Here is a 22,542-nt window from a genome sequence, read left to right as displayed (position 1 = left end):
GTTCAACCGGGCCGGGCTTATGGGCATTGATTGCTCAATCGTTGTTTTTGTTGCACAGGGAGTTGCCATGAAGTCAGTGCTGATTGTGGACGATCATCCGGTGGTTCGCGCCGCAGTCAAAATCGTACTGGTGCAGGAGGGTTTCAAGCAGATATACGAAGCGGCGAGTGGTAATGAGGTCTTGCCGAAAATCCGCAAATACAAGCCTGATCTGGTGGTACTGGATCTGGTAATGCCCTCGCTCGACGGGCTGGATGTACTGGCGCGGATCAAGACCAGTGGGGTGCCCTGCCGAGTACTGATCTTCACGTCCCAGGAACCCATGTTTTATCAGGATCGTTGCATGCACGCCGGCGCTGCAGGCTATATCGCCAAGTCCAATGACTTGCAGCACTTGCACAGAGCCGTGCACTCCGTGATGGCCGGTTACACTTATTTCGCCCAGCTACCCTCGGCGTCGGTGTCGCTGAACTCAATACAACTGAGTGAAAAACAGATGATCGATAAACTCTCCGACCGGGAACTGACGATCTTTCAGCATCTGGCCCGGGGCATCAGTAACAAGACGATCGCTGAAATCATGCACTTGAGTCACAAGACCGTCAGCACCTACAAGACCCGTCTGGTTGGAAAACTCAACGTGGAATCGGCGGTGTACCTGAGGGATTTTGCCAAGCGTAATCATCTGATCTGAGTGAGCCCGATCATGCGCAATTGTTTGTGGGCCCTGTTGCTGTTCTGTGGGCTGGGAGCACCGGTGATGGCGGCCGATGATCCAAAGCTTTTACATGTGCTGGGGCGTTCCGCGGTGGAGGGTTATCAGGTCCAGCTGGATGAAAAAGACTGGCAGTGGTTGCGTGGCAAACGAGTCTTGCGCCTCGGGGTGTCAGGGCCGGACTACCCGCCGTTCGAGATCACGCGTAACGTTGATGAGCTGGAAGGCATCACCGCAGACTATGCAGCACTGTTGGGGCAACTGCTGCACGTAAAAATCGACGTGCTTCGTTATCGCTCGCGCGAGGCGGCCATGGAGGCGCTCAAACGCGATGATCTGGACCTGCTCGGCACGTCCAACAACTTCGAGGCGGCTGACCCCGAGCTGAGCCGCTCCAGTGCCTATGCCGAAGATCAGCCGATGCTGGTTACCCGCCTGGACGACTGGATGCCCGTCGACCTCGCTGGCAAACGCATCGCCATGGTCGATGACTATCTGCAGGCGCAGACTGTCCAAGCCTTCTATCCCGAGGCGAGCTTGCAACGCTACCCCTCGGCACTCGACGCGATCGGGGCGGTGGCGTTCGGGCAGGATGATGTGTACCTCGGGGACTTCATCAGCGCCAATTACCTCATCAATAACAACTACCTCAGTAACGTACGCCTGGTGGGGCCTTCCGGCCTGGACGCCAACCCGTTCGGCTTTGCCTTGAGCCGGGGCAACCCACGTCTGAAGAGCATTGTCGATAAGGCTCTGGCGGCGATTCCCATGGATCAGCGCACGGCCATCGAGCAGCGCTGGAGTGCCGGAAGAGCCAACATGGCGGGTCAAGAGCGAGTACGTTTGAGCGCCAGTGAACAACGTTGGCTGGATCAACATCCGACAGTGGAAGTCGGTGCCATCGAGAACTTTGCACCGCTGACTTTTTACGATGCACAGGGACAACTCAGCGGGTTGACCGCGCAATTGCTGACGCTGATCAGTCAGCGCAGCGGCTTGACCTTCAAGGTGCAGCGGGGTAACTCCCTCGATCAGCAGATCGAGCAACTCAAGGACGGTAAGATCGACGTGTTGCCTGTGGTCACGCCCAGTATCGAACGCGAAGTCGAACTGCGTTTCACTCGGGCCTACTTGAACAATCCGTTTGTACTGGTCAGTGCGACCACCCCGGGAAGCCCCAGGACTCTGGATGACATGGCCGGTAAACGCCTGGCGATTTATCGCGGTCATCCGTTGCTCGGGTTCATCCGCGCCCGGGCGCCAAATGTGCGTCTGGTCGAAGTGCAGAGTCCGGCGCAGGGTATGGAATGGGTGATGAAGGGTCAGGCCGACGGGGCCGTCAGCTCAATGATCGTGGCTCGGTATCTGATCACCCGGCAATACCGCGAGCGTCTGCGGATCAGCAGCACCGTGGGTGATGAACCGGCGCGTATCGCTTTGGCGACCAACCGGGGTGCGCTGGAGTTGCACTCGATTCTGAACAAGGCACTGCTGAGCATTTCGCCCCAGGAGATGGATGAGCTGTTAGCCCGCTGGAGCAATGATGTGGTGGTCGATGACAGCTACTGGCTGCGTCATCGCCAAGACATTCTCCAGGCGTTTGCCGCTGCGGGCGCTTTGTTGTTGCTCGCACTGGCCTGGATTGCCTGGCAGCGTCGACAGATAACTCAACGCCAACAACTGCTTGGGCAATTGCAGGATGCCAAGAACGCCGCCGACGATGCCAACCGCGCCAAAACCACCTTTCTGGCGACCATGAGTCATGAAATCCGCACACCGATGAATGCCCTGATCGGCATGCTCGAACTGGCGTTGAAGCGAGCGGAAGAGGGCTTTACTGATCGCTCCGCTATCGAGGTGGCATCCAATGCTGCGCAGCAATTGCTGGCGTTGATCGGCGATATCCTGGACATCGCCCGCATCGAGTCCGGGCATTTGTCGCTGACCCCTGAACGGGCCAATCTACGCACGCTGGTGGAGTCGGTGTGCCGGGTTTTCGAAGGCCTGGCACGGCAGAAGAACTTGCAGTGGCGGGTCGAATTGGCCGAACACAGCGATCGTGACGTGTTAGTCGACCCCACGCGCTTCAAGCAGGTGCTGTCCAATCTGCTGAGCAACGCGATCAAGTTCACCCGTGAAGGTGAGGTGAGTCTGACGCTGCGAGTAGAGCCCGGTGTGTCGGGGCATCTGGCAGTCAGTGTGCGTATTGAGGACAGCGGCATCGGTGTCAGTGTGGTCGATCAGCAACGACTGTTCAGCCCGTTCGTGCAGGCCGGTAACAGCCAGCAGTCAGGCCAAAATGGCTCCGGTCTGGGACTGGTGATCAGCCGCACTCTGTGCGAAATGATGGGCGGCCGATTGCAGCTCGACAGCGTCCTCGGACTGGGTACGCAGGTCGACATCAGCTTTGATCTGATGGCGTTGAAACCGTTGACCTGCGGGGAGTTGGCGGATAGCGGATTGCAGGTGGCCACTCGGTCGCTGACGATTCTGGTGGTCGACGATTACCCGGCCAATCGATTGTTGCTCTCACGGCAGCTGAGCTACCTGGGGCATCAGGTGCTGGAGGTTGAGGATGGCGAGCGTGGTCTTGCGCAGTGGCGCGAACATGAGCTCGATTTGGTCATCACCGATTGCAACATGCCGGTGGTCAATGGTTATGAGTTGGCGGGTGCGATACGCGATGAAGAGCGCGCTAATGGCTTGCCACCCACGCTGATTCTGGGAATTAGCGCCAACGCGCAGCCTGAGGAAAAGATCCGTTGCCTTGAAGCGGGCATGGATGACTGCCTGTTCAAACCGATCCGGCTGGCCGATTTGAGTGCCTGGCTGGCGTCCCGATTTGTGAATGAGCCGCCAGCGCCGGCTGAAGAGCAAGCAACGTCCGAAATCGACTTGACCGGCCTGGAGCTCTACGTCGGTGAAGACCGGACGCTGATCAATCAGTTGTTGCGCGAACTGGCCGAGACCAATCGCTACGATCGCGATGATCTGCTTGCAGCGCACGTCAGTAGCAATTGTCACCGGATGCAAGACCTGGCGCACCGCATCAAAGGTGGGGCGCGGATGGTTCGTGCAAAACGTTTGATCGAGTGTTGCGAACATCTGGAACGTGCCTGCGCCGAAGGGCGCGCGACGTTGATCGACGAGGCCGTGGATCAATTGCAGCACGCCATGGCACGCCTGGATCAGAGCCTCAAGCGAGACTGACGCTTAATCCCACTGGGGCGCGATGCCTTTGGGAATGGACACGAGTATCCCCGGCTGCACCGGGGGATACACCCCAACCTCAGCTGTACTGGAAAAAACCCGAAATCTGTGTCTCTCCCCGCGTAGGAAAATTCGCCAGTATTTCTACAAGCCTTGGCGAGCCAATGAATGGCTCTACTTTGCGCCCCGCAACACGCTCGACGCTTACAGTCGGCAGAGCGCAATACCTGATTTTTTGAATAGATCGGCGTCCACCGCAAGGTCACTTCCTGTCCAGCTAAAAAATCTGAAAACAAACCCAACAGGCGAACTGCATTTACTGCTTTTCAAACATACCAGGATGAATGCTGGCGCCCCCGTGCGCCCGGCAAAAGAGACGAAACGGACGACGTATGATCAAGCAACTTATCAATGAAGATAGTTATGTGCAGATTGGGGATCTTTGCAGCGCAACGAGCCAACTGAAAATCGAAGGACTGAATCCTGCCGGATCAATAAAACTCAAAACCGCCCACGCCCTCGTTACGGATCTGGAAAACCAGGGCCGGATTACCCATAAAACTCGGCTGGTCGAATCTTCGTCGGGAAATCTGGGGGTCGCGCTGGCCATGGTCTGCGCCGCCAAGGGTTACAAGTTTGTCTGTGTGATCGACCCCAATATTTCTGCGCCGAACAGTTTGTCGGCGCTGGCACGACCGGCACGCTGATGGGCTGCAAGAACTACTTCGCCGAACATCATCCGCACACCAAAGTCATCGCCGTCGATACCGTCGGCTCGGTCACGTTTGGTCTACCGGGGGAGACGCGCCATATGCCGGGGCTCGGCACCAGCCGCCTGCCGGAGATATTCGAGCCGTCCGGTATTCACGACTTCCTGTCGATTCACGAGGAACAGACGATCAAGGTCTGCCGCTGGCTGGCTGGCTGGCGCAACGCTACGGTCTGCTCTTCGGCGGCTCCACCGGCACTGTCCTCGCGGGTATCCAGCAATGGGCGCCGCACATTCGTCCCGACGATGTCGTTGTGGCGATCTCACGGGACATGGGTGAGCGCTACCTCGAAACCATCTATTCCGACGACTGGGTTTCCCAGCGCATCGGCGCAGCAGCGCTGCATCCACTTTTCCCAGAAATCGCTCTGGCACTTTCGGCGTAACTCCCAATGACCACTCAGACTTCGATTCAACCGTTCCACGTCATTCCCGGCGCAGTCGTCAAGGACATCCTCAACGGACTTCGTCAGGAAGCCATCGAGATCGTCGCGCAGACTTACCTGACCCATGAACGCGGCGAAACCGTTAACCCCGACAGTTACTTCCTGCGTTTTCCGGCGGAACCGGCGAACCGGATCATTGCCTTGCCGGCGGCGATCGTCGACAGCGAGGGCGATCAATCGGTCTCCGGGATCAAGTGGCTTGCCAGTTATCCCGATAACATCAAGATTGGCCGGATGATCCACAACATCGCGGTCAAGGACGGTTCGGCTGTCGCCATTCCATCCTTCTTCGGGGAGGAGCGCAGATGGTGAAGGCGCCTCTGCACATCGGCCTGGTCGGCTGCGGATCGCGCGGGCTGTCGATTTTCGAACGCCTGTTGAGCCTTGCTGAAGAGCGCCCGGAGCAACCCGTCGTCATCGACATTTTCGATCCCAATGTGCTCGGTAGCGGCGCGCATTGGCCGGACCAACCGGACTACCTACTGCTCAACACCGTTGCCGGCCAGCTCGGGGTATTCCCCGATGCGGCAGCATTCGGGAACCTTGCGGATGCGCGGGAACGATCGGGTCCGGATTTCCTGACGTGGTGCCGCGCGCAGCGGCTCAAAGTCGATCCGGACAGCGGCTTGCTCGCCGCCGATGGGCGCGATGTCGAGCCGCAGGACTTCCTGCCGCGTCATTTGCTTGGGGCTTACCTGGCAGACGCCTTTGCGCAATTCTTCGCCACGGCCCCTCAGTGGGTGAGCGTGAATCTGCATCAACAAGCCGTCACGGCTGTCGAGCGCAACGAGGATCATCAGTACCTTCTGAAAAGCGCTTCAGGGGCTGCGGTGACGGTGGATCAGCTGATCCTGACGGTCGGCCACACCGGTCGCCTGCAAACTGCTGATCACAAACGCGTTGAGAACATCTATCCGCTGCCTCGCAGCCTCGATGCCATTGAGCCCGGCGAAACCGTGCTGATCGAAGGTCTGGGACTGGGCGCGATGGACACCTTGGCGGCGCTCACCTCTGGACGGGGCGGACACTACAAGCGGATGGCCGACGCCAGTCACGCCTATGAACCGTCAGGTCGCGAGCCGGTGATCTTTATTCAGTCGCGGGACGGGCTGCCGTTTCGAACCCGTCCCAATGGCCTGATAGAAAATCCCCGCCACCAAGCCGTGCTGCTGACGAGTGCGCGCATCGAAGCCTTGCGCGCGAATGCACAAAACCGACAACTGGATTTCGAGCAGGACATCCTGCCGCTCATGCTGCTGGAGATGCGGGCTGCAGCCGTCGCCGTCCTGCACGGCCAATCAGGGCCGGAGCAGGTGCTGGCACAACTCAGGGCCGTCAGTGTTGCGGGCAGTCCGGGGATTGTCGCTTGCGAAGCGTTGCTGCGCGATTACGAAGCTACCTGCGGCTCGATCAATCCGCAGGCGCTGATCTGGCACGCACTGCCCGACGACGTGACGCCTTACAACTATCACGCCTGGATCTACGACACGATCGAAGCTGACCTGTACGAATCGCGGCTTGGGCGTGGGGAATCGGCGATCAAAGCGGCCATCGAGGTCTGGCGCGATCTGCGTGACCGACTGCGCGAAGCCGTGGATTTCGACGGGCTGACCGACGCCTCGCATCGCCAGTTCTACGGCCGTTGGCACAAGGCGATCAACCGCCTCGTCGCCGGCCCGCAGAAAGAGCGCCACGCCGACCTGCTCGCCCTGTGTGACGCGGGCCTGCTGACGTTCCTCAAGCCCGGCTCACGACCTGCGATAGACAACTTCCGGCGTGTTGCCGGCTATGTCCAGGGCAGTGGCGTGACCAACAGCGACAGCGCGCCGGTGCGCGATCTCGCGCGACAGGGCCTGATCCGTCCGAGGAGCAACGAGCCGGGTATCGACGGCATCGATGTCGATGCGGCGTGTCATCCCAAGTCGATTTCGGGCGAACCGGTACGCAACATCTGGGTACTCGGCTCGCTCGCCGAAGGCTCTTGCTACTACAACCACTACGTCACCTCGGCGGGTGCGCCCTCGCGTCTGTTCATGGACGCCCATCGCGCGGCCACTGCAATCCTCCAGGCAGGTACTCCAGCATGAAACTTTTCTACCAGACGCATTCGCCCTACGCCCGCAAAGTACTGGTGCTGGCTCACGAACTCGGGATTGCTTCGAACCTGGAAGTCATCCACCACGAGACCAGCCCGACGTCGCCTAATGAGGTCATCTACAAGGCCAACCCGTTGGGCAAAGTACCGGTGCTGATGCTGCCCGACGACACGGCGCTGTTCGACTCCATCGTGATTTGTGAATACCTCGACGACCTGAGCGACGGGCCGAAACTCATCCCGGCAAGCGGCCCCGAGCGCTATAAGGCGCTGCGCCTTCAGGCCTTGGCGCAGGGCATGTGCGATGTCGGCATCAAGCTGCGCTGGGAAGTCGAGCGTCGCCCGGAGGCCTTGCGCTATCCGGCCTACGCCGACGGTCAAGCCTTCAAACTCAAAGAGGCTTACCGCTTCATCGAAGAACACGTCCACCTCAATGGCCCGATCACCATCGGCCACATTGCCCTGGCGACTGCGCTCGACTGGATTGCCTTTCGCCAACTATCGGACTTTTCCGCTCATGCACGCCTGACCGAGTGGTATCAGACTTTTTGTGAGCGCGCGTCCATGCGGGCGACCGAGTACAGCGGGCAGACTCACGATTAAGTTAAGGAAAACTGTGTATGAGCTCTCTCTTGTTGCAAATGTCGCCGATCGCTCTGGTGATCGCATTGATCCTGATCGTCCGCCGGCCACCGGTACAAGCCGCGCTGGCGGGTGTGGTGCTGGTGCTCGTGCTGTGGGCATTGGGCGCGGCCGGGCCTGTGTCCACGACGATCACCGCGGCGATCTTTCAGGACACCACGATCCTGTTTCTCAGCACCGCGTGCGTGATCGTACCGGGGCTGGCCTTCGTCATCCTGGTCGAGCGCGGTGGTGCGCCGCAGGCCATCGGCGCCTGGGTCAAGGAGCTCGGCTGGACGCCACCGGCACAAGTCATCTTCATCGTGCTGGGCCTGGCGCCGCTGCTGGAAGCGATGACCGGTTTCGGCGTCTCGTTGATCGCTACCGTGCCCTTGCTCATGGGCCTGTTCACGCGTCAGTCGGGGATGAAAATTGCCCTGGCCGGCATGGTCATCATGCCATGGGGCACCTTGGGTCTGGCCACGGTGATCGGCGCGTTGCTAGCGCACTTGCCGGCGGAAACCCTTGGCAGCCATTCGGCGCTGATCAGTGCGCCGGTGTTCCTCTGCCTGGCCGCCATCGCCATGTGGCAGGGCGGCATCCGCACCGTCTCGCCGTGGCTCGGGCTGATTGTGGTGACGGCGCTGTTCGTCGCCGTGCTGTTTTCCATCAACCTGTGGATCGGCCCGGAAGTCTCCGGTGTGCTGGCCGGTCTTGCCGTGGCCTGCGTAGGTCTGGGCATCTCGTACGCGCAACGCAAGAAACTGGTGCGTTGGCCGAGCGCGGCATGGCCTTATCTGGCCTTGCTGGGGGTGATCGTGGCGTCGCGCGGGTTGTTTGTTATGTCGGGCTGGGATGCGCTGTGGATCGTCAAGGGCGAGCACGTTTCGTGGAAGCCATTGGCATCCCCGGGCCTGGCTCTGCTGATTGTTACCCTGCTGATGGCGATCAAACAAAGCGCCGCAGCGGGTTTCCCATGGCGCGCGCTGTTCAATCGGGCGAAGTTTCCGGTCACGACGATTTTCCTGTTCCTGCTGCTTTCTCAGGTGATGGTCAACGCCGGTTTCCTCGTCGAGGCACAGCGCACACTGCAATCGTTGTCGGGGATTTCCCTGGCGCCGACGATCGCCTTGCTGGCGGGTATCGCCGGTTACGTCACCGGTTCCAACGTCGGCGGCAACACCCTCGTCATGCCGTCCATCGCCGCGCTGACCAGCGAACACGGGGCGTGGCTGGCCGCGATGGTCAACAGTGCCGCCGGGCATGGTGCACTGGGGTCGCTGTCGATTCTGTCGCTGATCACCGGGCTGGCGGGCGCCAATCGGAATGAAGAAAACAACCTGATTCGATTCGCATTCGCACTGGTCGCCCTCAACATCGTCATAGTTGCTGCAACGGGAGTCGTTTTGCTCTACTTTCTCTGAATTGTTTCGAGAAATAACAGAGAACTTATGGACAGGTTTGATTTACCGGACAAACGCTGGCGGATAGTCAAGGACTGGATTATTCGTCAGATCGAAAGTGGTGATTGGGCAGCCGAAACAAAACTGCCCTCGATCCGCACCCTGGCGCGAATGTTTGAAACCAGCATCACTACCGTTCAGCGCGCCTTGGCTGATCTGGAAGCCGATGCCTATGTGTCGACCGTCCCTCGTGTCGGCTATTTCGTCTCGGCCTCCGGGCAGGCCAAACCCGCCAGCGGGTTTGATTTCTCCAGTGTCACGGTCAACATCAATCATGCGGTGGTCGCGATGCTCTCCCAAGCGGCCTCGCGGACCACAGCGTCGTTGAACTCGGCCGTCCTGCACAGCGACCTCACACCGAATGTGCTCCTCAACAAATGCCTTTCAGTGCTGGCCGGCAAGGCTGACAACTCGCTGACCGGACTGGTCGCGCCGCCGGGCCTGCCGGCGTTGCGACGGCGCATCGCCGGGCTGATGCTGACTCGCGGCGTGGTCTGTGGGCCGGACGATATCCTCGTGACCTCGGGTGACACCATTGCCCTGGAACTGGCCCTCGAAGCCGTCGCGCCAAGAGGCGCTACGGTCGCCATCGAAACGCCGACCTATTACGGCATCTTGCAGACCATCGAACGCTTGGGCATGCGCGCCCTGCCGATCCGCACTCACGGCAAACTGGGCCTGGACGTCGATCACCTCGAAGAAGCGTTGAAACTGAAAAAGGTCGCGGTGATCTTTCTCAACCCAACCCTGCAGAATCCCCGTGGTTTCATCATGCCCGATGAAACGCGCGCACGACTTTCACACATCGCGCGCGAAGCGGACGTGCCGATTATCGAGGACGACATTTTCTTCGACCTGGTGCCGGAAACAGAGCGCCCGCGCGCCATCAAGAGCTACGACACCAGCGGGCAGACGATTTACTGTTCGTCATTCTCCAAAACCATCGCACCCGGTTATCGCGTCGGTTGGTGCCTGGCCGGCAAGTACCGCAATGCCATTCTTGCGCAAATGTTTTCGCGCAACCTGGCGGTTTCCAGCCTTGCGCAAAATGTTCTCAACGAATTTATCGGGCGCGGCTACATGGAAGAACACTGCGCCAGGCTCAGGTCGCAACTGTCATCGCTGGCGAGCTTTGTCGAAGCGCTGGTGCGCACAGATTTCCCTTCGGGAACCGTGTACGTGCCACCGCGCGGAGGCTTCATCCACTGGATCGAAATGCCCGGGCACACCGACATGCCCGCACTGCAACAGTTGGCCACCGAACGCGGATGCCACGTGGCCGGCAGCGGGATCTTTTTCGCCGATGGCCATGCAACCACAGGCGTGCGCATCTGCCTTGGCACAGCGCTGACCCCTGGCGTGATCGAGATTCTGAAGGTGATTGCCGAGTGTGCGCACCTCGCCGGGCGACCGTCGAATGTGCGACAACCACTGATTGAGCAACAGGAAGAACCGGCGCTCTCCTGAACGCCAAAGCCGCGTGACGTTTTGGCTGACCGTGCTGGGGTGTGGGTTTATCGCAAAGTGTAGGAGCCTGCGCAGAAACCGAAGGCCAAACGCCCTCGACGATAAACGGAGGGCCGACTTCAGAGGGTGTTGACGTAGTCGACTGGCAGCAGAACGGTGGACACGACGGTGATCAGCGGACAGACAATCATGATGTAACAGATGATCGCCGCGGGTTTGCTTTCCTTTGCCACTCACTATGAGGCGCGGGAATGTACCCGCGCCCGGGGGCCATGAGAAAAACCGCTGGCTCGGCAAAGCAATGTTTACCGCAAGTCATGAATCGAAAGATCTTAAGCTTTATCCCCGATTCTCAAGAATCATGCAGGTGGTCGACCCCGTCGCATACAACCGCCCATCCACGTCATAAATCCGCCCCTCAGCCAGCGCCGTCGAGCGCCCCAGATGAACAATTTTGCCCTCGGCCCGCACCGGTCCGCTGGCATGGTTCAGCGCACGAACATAGCTGATTCACAAATCCAGCGTCGTATAACCCTGACCCTTCTTCAGCTGCGTATGAATCGCACAGCCCATGCACGAATCCAGCAAAGTCGCGGCATAGCCGCCATGCACGCTGCCCAACGGGTTGTAATGCCGTGAATCCGGCGTGCCCTGAAAGATGAACATTCCGGCGGACCATTCGATAGGGATGAAGTCCATCAGCGTGCCGATGGGTGGCGAGGGCAGTTCACCGTTGCCGATGCCTTCGAAAAACTCCGCCAGCCCCATGTCTTTACGCGACCTGTAGCAGCTGGCGAAGCCTGCGTTCGGCTGCGTAGCAGTCGTGAAACCAGACAACGCGGCGTGTCAGGGAAACCTAGTGCTCAGGATTCACGACTGCTACGCAGCCGAACGCAGGCTTCGCCAACTGCTACATGGAGTGTGTACGGGCTTCTAAGCAATATCGCTGTGGCTGAATTCCTCTGCCAGAAAGTCGATCAATGCGCGCACCGACGGCAGCAGCCCACGGCGTGACGGGAAGATCGCATGCACGATCCCGCATTTGGGTGCCCAGCCCGGAACCAGTTCCACCAATCGGCCCGCCGCAATGTCATCGCGCACCACCACGCTGGGCAGGTGAGCGATGCCAATCCCGGCCACCACGGCGTGACGCAACGCCAACAGGTCATCGGTGACCATTCGTGGCGCATGCCGAATCACCGCGCTGGCCCCGTCCGCCCCAAACAATTCCCACTGATATTCACGCTGCGCCGCGCCCCAGTGCAGGCTCGGCAACCCGCTGAGGTCGGCCGGGGAGGCCGGTGATGACAGGCGCGACACAAAGGCCGGACTGCCCACCAGGCACTGGGTGCTGTTGCCCAGCACCTTCATCACCATGTCGGTATTTTCCAGCGGCGGAAAGCGCACCCGCAGGGCGATGTCGAACCCCTCGTGGATCAGGTCGACCCGGCGGTTGGTGCTCTCGATGAACAACTCCACCAGCGGGTACTTGAGCATGTAGCGGGTCAGCATCGGTCCGACCCAGGAGTTGAGCAGCGCAGTCGGGCAACTGATGCGCACCAGGCCTTGGGGTTCGGAGCGGTTGCGTTCGATCAGTTCGGCAGCGCTTTCCGCTTCCACGCGCATCGCCAGGCAACGCTGGTAATAGGCCTGGCCGATTTCCGTCAGTGAACAATGCCGGCTGGTGCGGTGCAGCAGGCGTACGCCGAGTCGCTCTTCGAGCTCGGCAATGCGCCGGCTCAGCTTCGACTTGGGCATGTCCAGCGCCCGGCCGGCCGGAGCGAAACCGTGGTGTTCCACCACTTGGGTGAAGTAATAGAGGGTGTTGAGGTCTTCCACCATCGTTCTCCATATAGAACGCTAAGACTGATTTTTGCAGTCTAGTGCACCAAAGGGTTCAGTTTTAAGCTTTGTCCATCGCGTCACTCACCAGATTCGGAGGCGGAATGAAAAACATCATTGGTATCTACACCAGCCCACGGACCCATTGGGTCGGCGACGGTTTTCCGGTTCGCACGCTGTTTTCCTACGACAACCTGGGCAAACACATCAGCCCGTTTTTGCTGCTCGATCACGCCGGTCCGGCTGAATTCACCCCGACCACCGAGCGTCGTGGCGTTGGTCAGCATCCACACCGCGGTTTCGAAACCGTGACTATCGTTTATAAGGGCGAACTGGAGCACCGCGACTCCACCGGCAGCGGCGGCAAGATCGGGCCCGGCGACGTGCAATGGATGACGGCCGCCTCGGGGATTCTCCATGAGGAATACCACTCCGAAGGTTTCGCCAAGCGCGGCGGCACCCTGGAAATGGTTCAGCTGTGGGTCAACCTGCCGGCCAAGGACAAAATGGCCGACGCCGGCTACCAGACGATTCTCGATGGCAACATCCCGAGCATCCCGCTCAAGAACCAGGCTGGCAGCCTGCGCTTGATCGCCGGTGAGTTCGACGGCCACACCGGCCCGGCGCGCACGTTTACCCCGATTGACGTCTGGGACCTGCGCCTCAAGGGCGGCAAGTTGCTGACCCTGGACCTGCACGAAGGTCGTAACACGGCACTTGTAGTGTTGCGTGGCACGGTTCAGGTCAACGGTGTGGAACTGGTGCGCGAAGGGCAGTTGGCGCTGTTCGAACGCACTGGCCAGCAGCTCAGCCTGGAAGCCAATAACGACGCCGTCGTGTTGCTGCTCAGTGGCGAGCCGATCGACGAACCCATCGTCGGCCATGGCCCGTTCGTGATGAACAGCGAGCAGGAAATCCACCAGGCCTTTGCTGACTTCCAGTCAGGCCGGTTCGGTCGGATGAGCGGTTGAACTCATTGTTGTAACGCAGTGGCGCGCCGGGCTTGTGTGACTACGCTTGCTTGGCCGCGTTTTAACGAACTATCAGGTTTCTCTCACGCCGGCCTGTTCGGCATCGATAAAAAGCGAGGATTACTCCCATGACTACTTCTTACAAACGTCTCGACAAGGATAACGCCGCCGTTCTGTTGGTCGATCACCAGGCGGGTCTGCTTTCTCTGGTGCGCGACATCGAGCCGGACCGTTTCAAGAACAACGTGCTGGCCCTGGCTGACCTGGCCAAGTACTTCAAGTTGCCGACCATTCTCACCACCAGTTTCGAAACCGGCCCCAACGGCCCGCTGGTGCCCGAGCTCAAGGCGCTGTTCCCGGACGCCCCGTACATCGCCCGTCCTGGCCAGATCAATGCCTGGGACAACGAAGACTTCGTCAAGGCGATCAAGGCCACCGGCAAGAAACAACTGATCATCGCCGGCGTGGTGACCGAAGTGTGCGTGGCGTTCCCGGCGCTGTCGGCACTGGCTGAAGGCTTCGAGGTGTTCGTGGTGACTGATGCTTCCGGCACCTTCAACGAACTGACCCGTCAATCGGCCTGGGACCGCATGTCGGCCTCCGGCGCACAGTTGATGACCTGGTTCGGCCTGGCCTGTGAGCTGCATCGCGACTGGCGCAACGACGTGGAAGGCTTGGGCACCTTGTTCTCCAACCACATCCCGGACTACCGCAACCTGTTTACCAGCTACAACGCCCTGACCAACAGCAAGTAAACCTGGCAACACACATCACCTGTGGGAGCGAGCTTGCTCGCGATGACGGTCTGACAGTCACTGCAAATGTGTCTGTTCTACCGCTATCGCGAGCAAGCTCGCTCCCACATTGGTTTTGCATCAAACACTCCTACAATGTGGCCAATGTGTGAGATCTTCGCGCCATTGGCCTTCGCTGGAGTTGCTTGATGCTGTCACTGCTCACCGATCACCCGTTGTTCTGCGCGATGGCTTTGATCCTTATCGATCTGGGGCTATGGCGCCTGCTCAGTGCCAATGGCAGCCAGTGGAAACTGGTCGTGCGGCTGGTGATTTTTTCGTTGTTCAGCGTCCTGCTGTTCAACGAAGGCATGAACCCCATGGAGACGGCGCCCTGGGTCGACAACGTCCCGCTGCACCTGGCGGCCACCGGATTGCAGATCGGCTGGTGGCTGTTCGGCGCGCGCACTCTGACGGTGCTGATCGGCGCGGTGATGATGCAACGGGTCGGGCACACCGGGCGCTTGCTGCAGGATTTGCTCGGCGCGGTGATTTTCCTGATTGCGATCATCGCGGCGTTGGCGTATGTCCTCGATCTGCCGGTCAAGGGTGTGCTGGCGACCTCAGGTGCATTGGCGATCATCGTCGGCCTGGCCTTGCAAAGTACCCTCAGCGACGTGTTCTCCGGGATCGTCCTCAACACCACCAAACCCTATCAACTGGATGACTGGATCTCGATCGACGGCACCGAAGGTCGAGTCACCGATATCGACTGGCGCGCGACGCGCCTGCAAACGTCCCAGGGCAGCATGGCGGTGATCCCCAACTCCCTGGCGGCCAAGGCCAAGATCATCAACTTCAGCCGGCCCAGTGATATTTTCGGCGTATCCATCAGCCTGCAACTCAGCCCGCACGCGCGTCCGCAAACGGTGATCGACGCGCTGGAGCGGGCGATGCAAGGCTGCCGCTATCTGTTGAACAAACCGGCGCCGTGCGTCGCGTTGAAAGGCTCCAGCGCCACGGGCGTGGAATACGAAATCAGTGGTTTCGTGGTTTCGATGGATCAGAAACGCATGGTCCGCAATCTGTTGTTCGACCTGGCGTTCCGGCACTTGCAGGCCAGCGGTGTCAGTCTGTTGTCGAATGTCGAACCGAATGCACCTGCCAACCTGTCGCGGCCACGGGCATTGCTGGACGCGTCGAATATCTTCTCGACCCTGCGTCAGGAAGAGAAAGAAACCTTCAGCCAGAACATGACTCTGCAAACCTTCCGCGCCGGGGAGATGATCCTGCCGGCGGGGGAGGTCAGCGACCATTTGTTCATCATCGAATCCGGCGTCGTGTCGGTGGAACTGAGCCGTGGCGGGGTCAAGTTCGAAACCGGGCGCATGGGGCCGGGAGAGGTGATCGGCGAGGGCGGAATTTTGTCGGATACGGCGATGCCCGCGGACTTTAGTGCCAAGACGCTCTGCAGCTTGTACCGGATCGAGAGGGAATACCTCAAACCGTGCCTGGATGCGCGGCATGACATCAGCGAAGCGATGAAGACGTTGCTGGATTTCCGCTTGAATAAGGCCCAGAAGTTGACTCAAGAAGCGCCTAAGGTTGTGCAGAAGAAGGGATTTTTGCAGTGGCTGCGCAATCGAGCATAGGGGCTTGTAGGTCATGGGCGCGGGTGCAATCGAGCGAGCCGTCGGCAGGCGTCCAATTGGCATCCTCAACTTCCCAATAATTGGCTATTTGCTGCAAGTCACTGCGCGATTAACGTAGCTCCACACCCCTTGTGACTGGAGCCCACCATGAAACCTCGCATCGATTTCTACACCGCGTCCCCTGATGCACTCAAAGCCATGATCGCGCTGGAAACCGCTGTGTCGAAGCTGCCTCTGGAAAAGACACTGATCGAACTGGTCAAGCTGCGTACCTCGCAAATCAACGGCTGCGCGTTCTGCCTGGATATGCACAGCGCCGATGCCCGCAAGGGCGGTGAGGCCGAGCGTCGCCTGTACACGCTGTCGGCCTGGCGTGAAACGCCGTTCTTCACCCCGCGTGAACGTGCGGCGCTGGCCTGGACCGAATCCCTCACGCTGCTGAGCCAGACCCACGCTCCGGACGAAGATTACGAACTGGCTACTTCCGAGTTCAGCCCCAAGGAAATGGTCGACTTGACCGTGGCCATTACCACCATTAACGCCTGGAACCGCCTGGCGGTAGGCTTCCGAAAAATGCCTCAGGAGTGATGCCTGGGCTCAATGAGCATCGGCACTCGGCGCGGCCGGTGGTTGCACCTTGCGCATCAAGGGCACCATCGCCGTGGCGATGATGAAGCAGACCATGATCATCAGGAATGCGTCGCCGTAGGTTTGCGTCTGCGCTTCGCGGTAGGTCAGCAGCCACAGCTGATGCAGGCTGGCGGTGACGCCCACGTCACCGCTTTGGCCGAGGGCGGCGAAGTTGTTGCCGACCTGGGACAGCCATTGGTTGAGTGCTTCATTGGTGCTGTTGAGGTTTTCCGCCAACCGGGTGAAATGCAGGTTGGTGCGGTCATTCAGAATGGTCGCGCACGCGGCGATGCCGATGGCACCCCCAAGGTTTCGCATCAAGTTGAACAATCCCGACGCGTGTTTAAGCCGTGCTGGCGCCAGTCCGCCAAGGGTCAGGGTGACCGCGGGCGGCACCGCCAGTTGCTGGGCAATCCCGCGCAGCGCTTGCGGCAGCATCAATTCCTTAGCCCCCCAGTCATGGGTGATCGGGCTGAAATCCCACATCGACAACGCGAACAACCCCAGGCCGAACATCATGATCCAGCGCAGATCGATGCGGTTGGCCAGAAAGGCGTACAGCGGAATCGCCATGATCTGGAACACCCCGGTGGAGAAAACCGCTAGACCAATGTCCAGCGCGCCGTAGCCACGCACCCGGCCGAGAAACAGCGGCGTCAGGTAAATGGTGGCGAATAGGCCGATCCCGGTGACGAACGAAAAGAAGCAGCCAAGGGCGAAGTTGCGGTCTTTCAGGGCGCGCAAATCGACGATCGGGTTGGCGACGTGCAAGGTTCGGCCGATGAACGCCAGGCCGGCCAGTCCGCTGATCCATGCTGTGGTCAGAATCGTGCTGTCACTGAACCAGTTCCAGCGCGGGCCTTCTTCAAGGGTGTATTCCAGGCAACCGAGAAACAGCGCCATGAACACCATGCTCAAGTAGTCGGCACCTTTGAGCAGCGACAATTCCGGCTGATCGATTTTCACCAGCATCGGCACCGCCACCGCGACGAAAATCCCCGGCACCAGGTTGATGTAGAACAGCCAGTGCCAGGATGAAATGTCGGTAATCCAGCCACCGATCACCGGCCCCAGGGTCGGTGCCAATGAGGCCACCGCGCCGATGGTCGCGGCGGCGATTACCCGTTGCTTGCCAGTGAAGAAAAAGAACGCCGTGGTGAACACCAGCGGGATCATCGAACCACCGAGAAACCCTTGCAGGGCGCGGAAGGCGATCATGCTCTGGATATTCCACGCCGCGCCGCAGAGCAGGCTGGCCAGGGTGAAGCCCACCGCCGAAGCGCAGAACAGCCAACGTGTCGAGAACACTCGGGACAGCCAGCCGGACAGCGGGATCACGATGATTTCGGCAATCAGATAACTGGTTTGCACCCACGCCGTTTCGTCGGTGCCGGCCGAGAGTCCGCCGCCGATGTCACGCAACGAGGCAGAGACGATCTGGATGTCCAGCAGCGCAATGAACATGCCGATGCACATGCTGGCGAAGGCGAAAACCTTGGTCGTCGTCGCCATGTCGGCAGCATTGAACGGTTGCGCGGGAACGGCGAGGGCGCGGCTCATGGTGCGCTGGCCATGGCCGGGGTTGCAGGTTCCTTGCGAGTGTCCACTTCAGCAGTGACCGACAGGCCCGGACGCAGATGGCCGAGCACGCCATCGGCCGGATCAAGCACGATGCGCACCGGCACCCGCTGAACGATTTTAGTGAAGTTGCCGGTGGCGTTTTCCGGCGGCAGCACGCTGAACTGCGAACCACTGGCCGGCGCGAGGCTGTCCAGATGACCGTGGAACTCCTGCCCCGAGAGCACGTCGGCATGAATGATCACCCGTTGCCCCGGTGTCATTCGCGATAGCTGATCTTCCTTGAAATTGGCATCGACCCACAGCCCGCTGGCCGGTACCACCGACAGCAGTTGCGAACCGGCCTGGGCATAAGCGCCGACCCGCGCCCGGCGATTGCCGATCACGCCGTCCACCGGGGCCTTCAGTTCGGTGTAACCCACGTTCAACTGCGCCAGATCACGTTCGGCGCGAGCCTGCATCAGTGCGGCGCGGGCTTGCTGTTTCTGGGTTTCGATCACGTTCAGCTGACGTTGGGACGCGAGCAGTTCAGCCTGGGCCCGGGCACTGAGGGCTTGGGCTGTCTTGAAGGTGGCGTTGGCGCGTTGGGCGCTTTCCACCGAGACGGCGTTGCTGCCGACCAGTTTTTTGTAGCGAGCATCATCATCCCGGGAGCGAGAGGTTTCGGCGCCGGCGGCATCAATCCCGGCGCGTGCCTGGCCGATCACCGCGTGTTGCAGTTGTTCGGTGGCATCGAGATTGGCGAGCAGCGCTTCTTCGGCGGCCACCGCGCCTTCGGCCTTGGCGAGATTGGCGCGGTAATCGCGGGAGTCGAGACGAATCAACACATCGCCAGCCTTGACCTTCTGGTTGTCGGTGACCAGCACCTCTTCGATGTAACCCGCCACCTTCGGCCCGATCACCGTCACATCGCCGCCGATGTAAGCGTCGTCGGTTTCTTCGATGAACCGGCCGGCGGTCCACCAGTGAGTCGCGTACAGCCCGGCGAACACCAGGGCAGCGATGACCGCAGCGAGCAAGATCAACCGTTTGAGCAGGGGAGGCTTGGGTGTGCTCACCGGGACAGCAAGGTCGGGTTCAAGGCTGGGCATGCTGGTCATGGAGAAATACCTATGGAAACGGGTCTTTATTACGCGTGTAATATGACGCAGGTAATATTTAGTGGCAATTCATTTTTGTTGCCGGTCGTCAGGTGCTTATTTGAACCAGGCGTCCGGGTGATGCCGGTCGTGTCGTTCAAGAAGGCGATGAACGCGCTGTCACTGGCAAACCCCAGGTCGAAGGCGCTGTAGCCAATGTTCCGCCCGGTCGCGAGCAGTTCGATGGGGCTGATCTGTTGTTCCAGGACTTGAAGCTCCGGAGGCAGTTGCTCGAGCGTTGCGAGCAGCGGAGCCAGTCCGCCCTGTTTATCGAGTGGTTGCGCTAGCACTGACATCAAAAGATCGCAGCCTGCGACAGCTCCTACTGGGGGATGCGGATCTATGTAGGAACTGTCGCAGGCGTCTTTGCGACAGGCGCTGTTGAACAGGCGTATTAACCAACTGCGGTCCGACTGCTCTGTGCCATCAGTAAGTAGTTAATAATGGAACTGCTAGTGTACTGGGCTTACGCTCACGGCTGGGCTAAGGAAGTCTATGTGATAGCCGGAAGATCCATCACCAATAGCTAAATGAACCCCACTGATACCTTCATTCATCTGTGAGTTGATTTTGTAGTCAATACTTGGCGCGATAGCCTCGTTTACCCCGATAGCGAACTCGGTTAGCTTAAGTCCGCGAGAACCAGCCGCAAGGTCCAAAAGTTTTATATGTTCCTCGTTTTTTACTTTCAGTGAGGTGATGATGTTGTCTTCAACTGATAAGCATGCCCCTTCTTCCGATATGCGATCACTCAGCCATTTTAGTGAGGTTTTCAATCCTTCTGGCAATGTCGGGTTAGGTTTTCTCAGTACTGTCAGTATTCCTGCGATTTTCAAAGTTCCGCTAAAAGAAAACGGGCAAGATTCTTGTGGGTTCATGTGTGCATAATGAACTTCAAAAAATTCTGCCACGGACTGAACAAAGTCCTGTTCTATGTCTTCGGCAAGTAGTGCGTATGGCTGTGCGTGAGGGAAAATAGTGACGCGCGCATCAGCGTCATTACCAGACAGGAAAAAGGATTCATTTGAATTGAGCATGTTCAACACGGATCGCTGTGTGCATAAGGCATGTTCAAAATTGCTACTCAGTAATAGCTCCAGGCTGTAGAGTGCACTAGCTAAAGAAGGCTCGAACACTTGCGTTGCGCAAAAAACGCATTTTTTATTTTTTGTGTTTTTTGCGATATCAAACGTCAATTTAGCAGCATCATTGCTAAAGGAAAAAATAATACTATTTTTTGGTAGTTTTTCAATCTCAGAAATATGTGCCGTATTGAAACCTTGGTGCGCACATTCTCTGAGGAAGTCTTCTGAATCCGAAATTATTGATAACTCCCCCTGACCAAAGAGCGTCGATACAATTTTTGATGTTGGCATAAAATGCTCCTCTTCTTTCCAATGAGCGGCAAGAAAGCTCTTGTCGCTCATTGGTATTATTTACTCTCCAGTATGAGCCCACGCCAGAGGTGCCCAACCAAAATTATCCGGGCCAGAAGTGATTCGGTTGAGTTTTTCTTTGATGATTTTTTTCTTTTTCATAGGATCTTCCTTTTTTATTTGTTGGTTTGTGCTCCCTGAAATGTTTGGGAGTGGACTAATTAATACAGAATTTTTTGATGTGTTAAATCATTTGTTAGGGGTTTTTTAGAATTAATTTGACTGTTGGAGTTATCGTAAAGCTCTATAGGTTATTTGTGTAGGGCGTAGCTGTAATCCTGTTCTGAAAATTTAATATTTCCATTTTTTTTGGTTGTGGCTGATGATCTGATGTAGTTAAGTTTGTTTATGGGGTTTGTTTTTTTTGAAAGCTAAATGTTCAACTGATTATAGAGGGTTATATAGTGCATGCATCAAAGAAATACCTGACAGATACATCTGTCCATCAAGCCCTGCTACTGGTTGATCTTACCGAGGCAAGCGCTCCCGATCACGCCGTCCGACTATTGCTAAATGAAGTTCTTCAGGGGCTTGCTGAAAAAGGCTGGCCCCAAGCGCAACTTCAGACCGGACCACGAATTGTGTCCGCTGAAGAAAATTACGGTTTGCTGGGTTATGACCCAGCAGAAGTCACTCTTGGGAGTGAGCACACCCGTTGGGTCGATGAGTGTTCCCTTTTGCGTACACAAACCACCAGTCAAATTCCGGCGGCACTTCAGCGTGCGGCTCATGTGCGGCAACCGGGGGAGACGATATTGCTGGCCGCGCCAGGTATCACTTTTCGTCGAGACAGTCGGGATCGTTGGCATTGCGCAGAACCACATCAAATGGATATCTGGGTGCTGGGTGATCCGGAACTGTCGACGCATGACCACTTGTTGCGTCTGGTCAGCGATATCCTCAAATCAGCCGTTCCTGACAAGCGTTGGGTCTACAGCGATAGTCCGCATCACTACACGGAGGGCGGAATAGAAGTGAATGTGTTGAATGACGGCGCTCCGGTCGAGGTGCTGGAGTGCGGTCGTATTGCTACGTCTTTGTTGGAGCGCTTGAAGATTGATCCGCAGCGTCATGGAGGGCTGGCGCTCGGGATGGGGTTGGATCGACTGACCATGCTGCGCAAGGGGATTCCGGATATTCGCCTGTTACGTGATCAGAACGTACGAGTACAGGCGCAGATGCATGATTTGAATCCCTGGAGCGCTGTATCACGTTTGCCTTCGATTGCTCGTGATATTTCATTGGCGGTAACGCCGGGGTTAAGTGAGGAAGTGTTGACCGAGAGGATGTTACAAGCTGCTGGCGACAACTCTGACTGGATCGAGGAGATGCAAGTCAAGGGACGTTGGGGATTCTCGGATTTACCTGTGCAGGCAATTGAACGCCTCGGACTGCTGCCGGGCCAGGAAAATGTGCTTCTGCGCGTTGTACTGCGTGATTGTTCGCGATCAATCACTACCCACGAGGCGAACGCCTTGTATGCGAACATTCAGTCGGCGTTACATGAAGGTGCGCCGGGGGCGGGTTACAGAATGGATCTTCCATAGGCTTGAAACCGCCATTGTCGAACGGCCCAAGTAATCACTGAGGCACCGTGTAATCGTTCATCACGAGCAAGCCCGCTCCCACAGGGACCGCGTAACTGCCGTTTGAAGCGGGTCATCAGTGATGACTGGTTGGAAAATCCCTCGGGAGTCCAGCATGGAAATGACACAAACGGAAATCGGAGACGGTTATTTCGGAAACCTCCCACACCCAGAGTTTGAGCATCCCG

The 22,542-nt window shown here is 58.4% G+C and carries 18 protein-coding genes and 2 pseudogenes; 14 read left to right on the top strand and 6 right to left on the bottom strand.

Translation table 11 applies throughout. The features are described from left to right. Positions 1 to 67: 67 nt before the first annotated feature. The 9 genes from MO767_RS13900 to MO767_RS13860 all read left to right on the top strand — a co-directional run bounded on the left by MO767_RS13900 (position 68) and on the right by MO767_RS13860 (position 10,786). Positions 68 to 694 (top strand): response regulator transcription factor, encoded by a 627-nt coding sequence (locus tag MO767_RS13900; RefSeq protein ID WP_282480952.1) that lies wholly within the window; start codon positions 68 to 70, stop codon positions 692 to 694. Between the two features lie 12 nt (positions 695 to 706). Then, positions 707 to 3,925 carry a transporter substrate-binding domain-containing protein gene (locus tag MO767_RS13895; protein ID WP_282480951.1) on the top strand — a complete coding sequence of 1,073 codons (3,219 nt, stop codon included), beginning with the start codon at positions 707 to 709 and terminating at the stop codon, positions 3,923 to 3,925. A 392-nt stretch (positions 3,926 to 4,317) separates the two neighbouring features. Further along, positions 4,318 to 4,632, top strand: coding sequence for a pyridoxal-phosphate dependent enzyme (locus MO767_RS13890; RefSeq protein ID WP_282480950.1), 315 nt, complete (start codon positions 4,318 to 4,320; stop codon positions 4,630 to 4,632). Next, positions 4,632 to 5,090, top strand: coding sequence for a hypothetical protein (locus MO767_RS13885; protein WP_282480949.1), 459 nt, complete (start codon positions 4,632 to 4,634; stop codon positions 5,088 to 5,090). Before MO767_RS13890 ends, MO767_RS13885 begins: the two co-directional genes overlap by 1 nt. Beyond that, complete coding sequence (locus MO767_RS13880) at positions 5,087 to 5,452, top strand: hypothetical protein (protein ID WP_282480948.1); 366 nt, start codon at positions 5,087 to 5,089, stop codon at positions 5,450 to 5,452. The genes MO767_RS13885 and MO767_RS13880 overlap by 4 nt, the downstream gene beginning before the upstream one ends. Then, positions 5,446 to 7,227 (top strand): FAD/NAD(P)-binding domain-containing protein, encoded by a 1,782-nt coding sequence (locus tag MO767_RS13875; protein WP_282480947.1) that lies wholly within the window; start codon positions 5,446 to 5,448, stop codon positions 7,225 to 7,227. The genes MO767_RS13880 and MO767_RS13875 overlap by 7 nt, the downstream gene beginning before the upstream one ends. Further along, positions 7,224 to 7,838: a glutathione S-transferase gene (locus MO767_RS13870; protein ID WP_282480946.1), complete on the top strand. Its 615-nt coding sequence runs from the start codon at positions 7,224 to 7,226 to the stop codon at positions 7,836 to 7,838. Before MO767_RS13875 ends, MO767_RS13870 begins: the two co-directional genes overlap by 4 nt. A 17-nt stretch (positions 7,839 to 7,855) precedes the next feature. Continuing rightward, positions 7,856 to 9,280 (top strand): L-lactate permease, encoded by a 1,425-nt coding sequence (locus MO767_RS13865; protein ID WP_282480945.1) that lies wholly within the window; start codon positions 7,856 to 7,858, stop codon positions 9,278 to 9,280. Between the two features lie 27 nt (positions 9,281 to 9,307). Then, a complete protein-coding gene (locus MO767_RS13860; RefSeq protein WP_282480944.1) occupies positions 9,308 to 10,786 on the top strand; it encodes a PLP-dependent aminotransferase family protein in 1,479 nt (492 codons plus the stop codon). A gap of 339 nt (positions 10,787 to 11,125) precedes the next feature. Here MO767_RS13860 and MO767_RS13855 read toward each other — a convergent pair. Together MO767_RS13855 and MO767_RS13850 are read right to left on the bottom strand one after the other, a co-directional pair. Continuing rightward, positions 11,126 to 11,545: pseudogene (locus MO767_RS13855) on the bottom strand (PaaI family thioesterase); the annotation flags it as partial. A gap of 174 nt (positions 11,546 to 11,719) precedes the next feature. After that, positions 11,720 to 12,628: a LysR substrate-binding domain-containing protein gene (locus tag MO767_RS13850; protein ID WP_282480943.1), complete on the bottom strand. Its 909-nt coding sequence runs from the start codon at positions 12,626 to 12,628 to the stop codon at positions 11,720 to 11,722. Between the two features lie 104 nt (positions 12,629 to 12,732). Between MO767_RS13850 and MO767_RS13845 the strand changes: the two genes are divergently transcribed. The 4 genes from MO767_RS13845 (at position 12,733) to MO767_RS13830 (ending at position 16,573) form a co-directional block, all read left to right on the top strand. Then, entirely contained in the window at positions 12,733 to 13,599 is an 867-nt protein-coding gene (locus MO767_RS13845; protein WP_282480942.1) for a pirin family protein, read from the top strand. Between the two features lie 128 nt (positions 13,600 to 13,727). After that, positions 13,728 to 14,354, top strand: a complete 627-nt coding sequence (ycaC, locus tag MO767_RS13840) for an isochorismate family cysteine hydrolase YcaC (protein WP_033061120.1) — start codon at positions 13,728 to 13,730, stop codon at positions 14,352 to 14,354. 188 nt (positions 14,355 to 14,542) lie between these two features. Continuing rightward, positions 14,543 to 15,985 (top strand): mechanosensitive ion channel family protein, encoded by a 1,443-nt coding sequence (locus MO767_RS13835; protein ID WP_282480941.1) that lies wholly within the window; start codon positions 14,543 to 14,545, stop codon positions 15,983 to 15,985. A 147-nt stretch (positions 15,986 to 16,132) separates the two neighbouring features. Continuing rightward, positions 16,133 to 16,573, top strand: a complete 441-nt coding sequence (locus MO767_RS13830) for a carboxymuconolactone decarboxylase family protein (protein WP_149631383.1) — start codon at positions 16,133 to 16,135, stop codon at positions 16,571 to 16,573. 9 nt (positions 16,574 to 16,582) lie between these two features. Here the strand turns inward: MO767_RS13830 and MO767_RS13825 are convergent, their stop codons facing one another. The 4 genes and pseudogenes from MO767_RS13825 to MO767_RS13810 all read right to left on the bottom strand — a co-directional run bounded on the left by MO767_RS13825 (position 16,583) and on the right by MO767_RS13810 (position 20,708). After that, entirely contained in the window at positions 16,583 to 18,175 is a 1,593-nt protein-coding gene (locus MO767_RS13825; RefSeq protein ID WP_282480940.1) for a DHA2 family efflux MFS transporter permease subunit, read from the bottom strand. Next, complete coding sequence (locus MO767_RS13820; RefSeq protein ID WP_282480939.1) at positions 18,172 to 19,293, bottom strand: HlyD family secretion protein; 1,122 nt, start codon at positions 19,291 to 19,293, stop codon at positions 18,172 to 18,174. Before MO767_RS13820 ends, MO767_RS13825 begins: the two co-directional genes overlap by 4 nt. A gap of 140 nt (positions 19,294 to 19,433) precedes the next feature. Next, positions 19,434 to 19,622 (bottom strand): annotated as a pseudogene (locus MO767_RS13815) (AraC family transcriptional regulator); the annotation flags it as partial. Between the two features lie 162 nt (positions 19,623 to 19,784). Then, a complete protein-coding gene (locus MO767_RS13810) occupies positions 19,785 to 20,708 on the bottom strand; it encodes a hypothetical protein (protein WP_282480992.1) in 924 nt (307 codons plus the stop codon). A gap of 464 nt (positions 20,709 to 21,172) precedes the next feature. Between MO767_RS13810 and MO767_RS13805 the strand changes: the two genes are divergently transcribed. Next, positions 21,173 to 22,315, top strand: coding sequence for a hypothetical protein (locus MO767_RS13805; RefSeq protein WP_282480938.1), 1,143 nt, complete (start codon positions 21,173 to 21,175; stop codon positions 22,313 to 22,315). The last annotated feature ends 227 nt before the right edge of the window (positions 22,316 to 22,542 follow it).

The organism is Pseudomonas sp. UYIF39 (assembly GCF_029963765.1).
Taxonomy (GTDB): domain Bacteria; phylum Pseudomonadota; class Gammaproteobacteria; order Pseudomonadales; family Pseudomonadaceae; genus Aquipseudomonas.
Note: the sequence above shows the minus strand (reverse complement) of the source record. Positions and strands in the feature narration are given on the sequence as shown.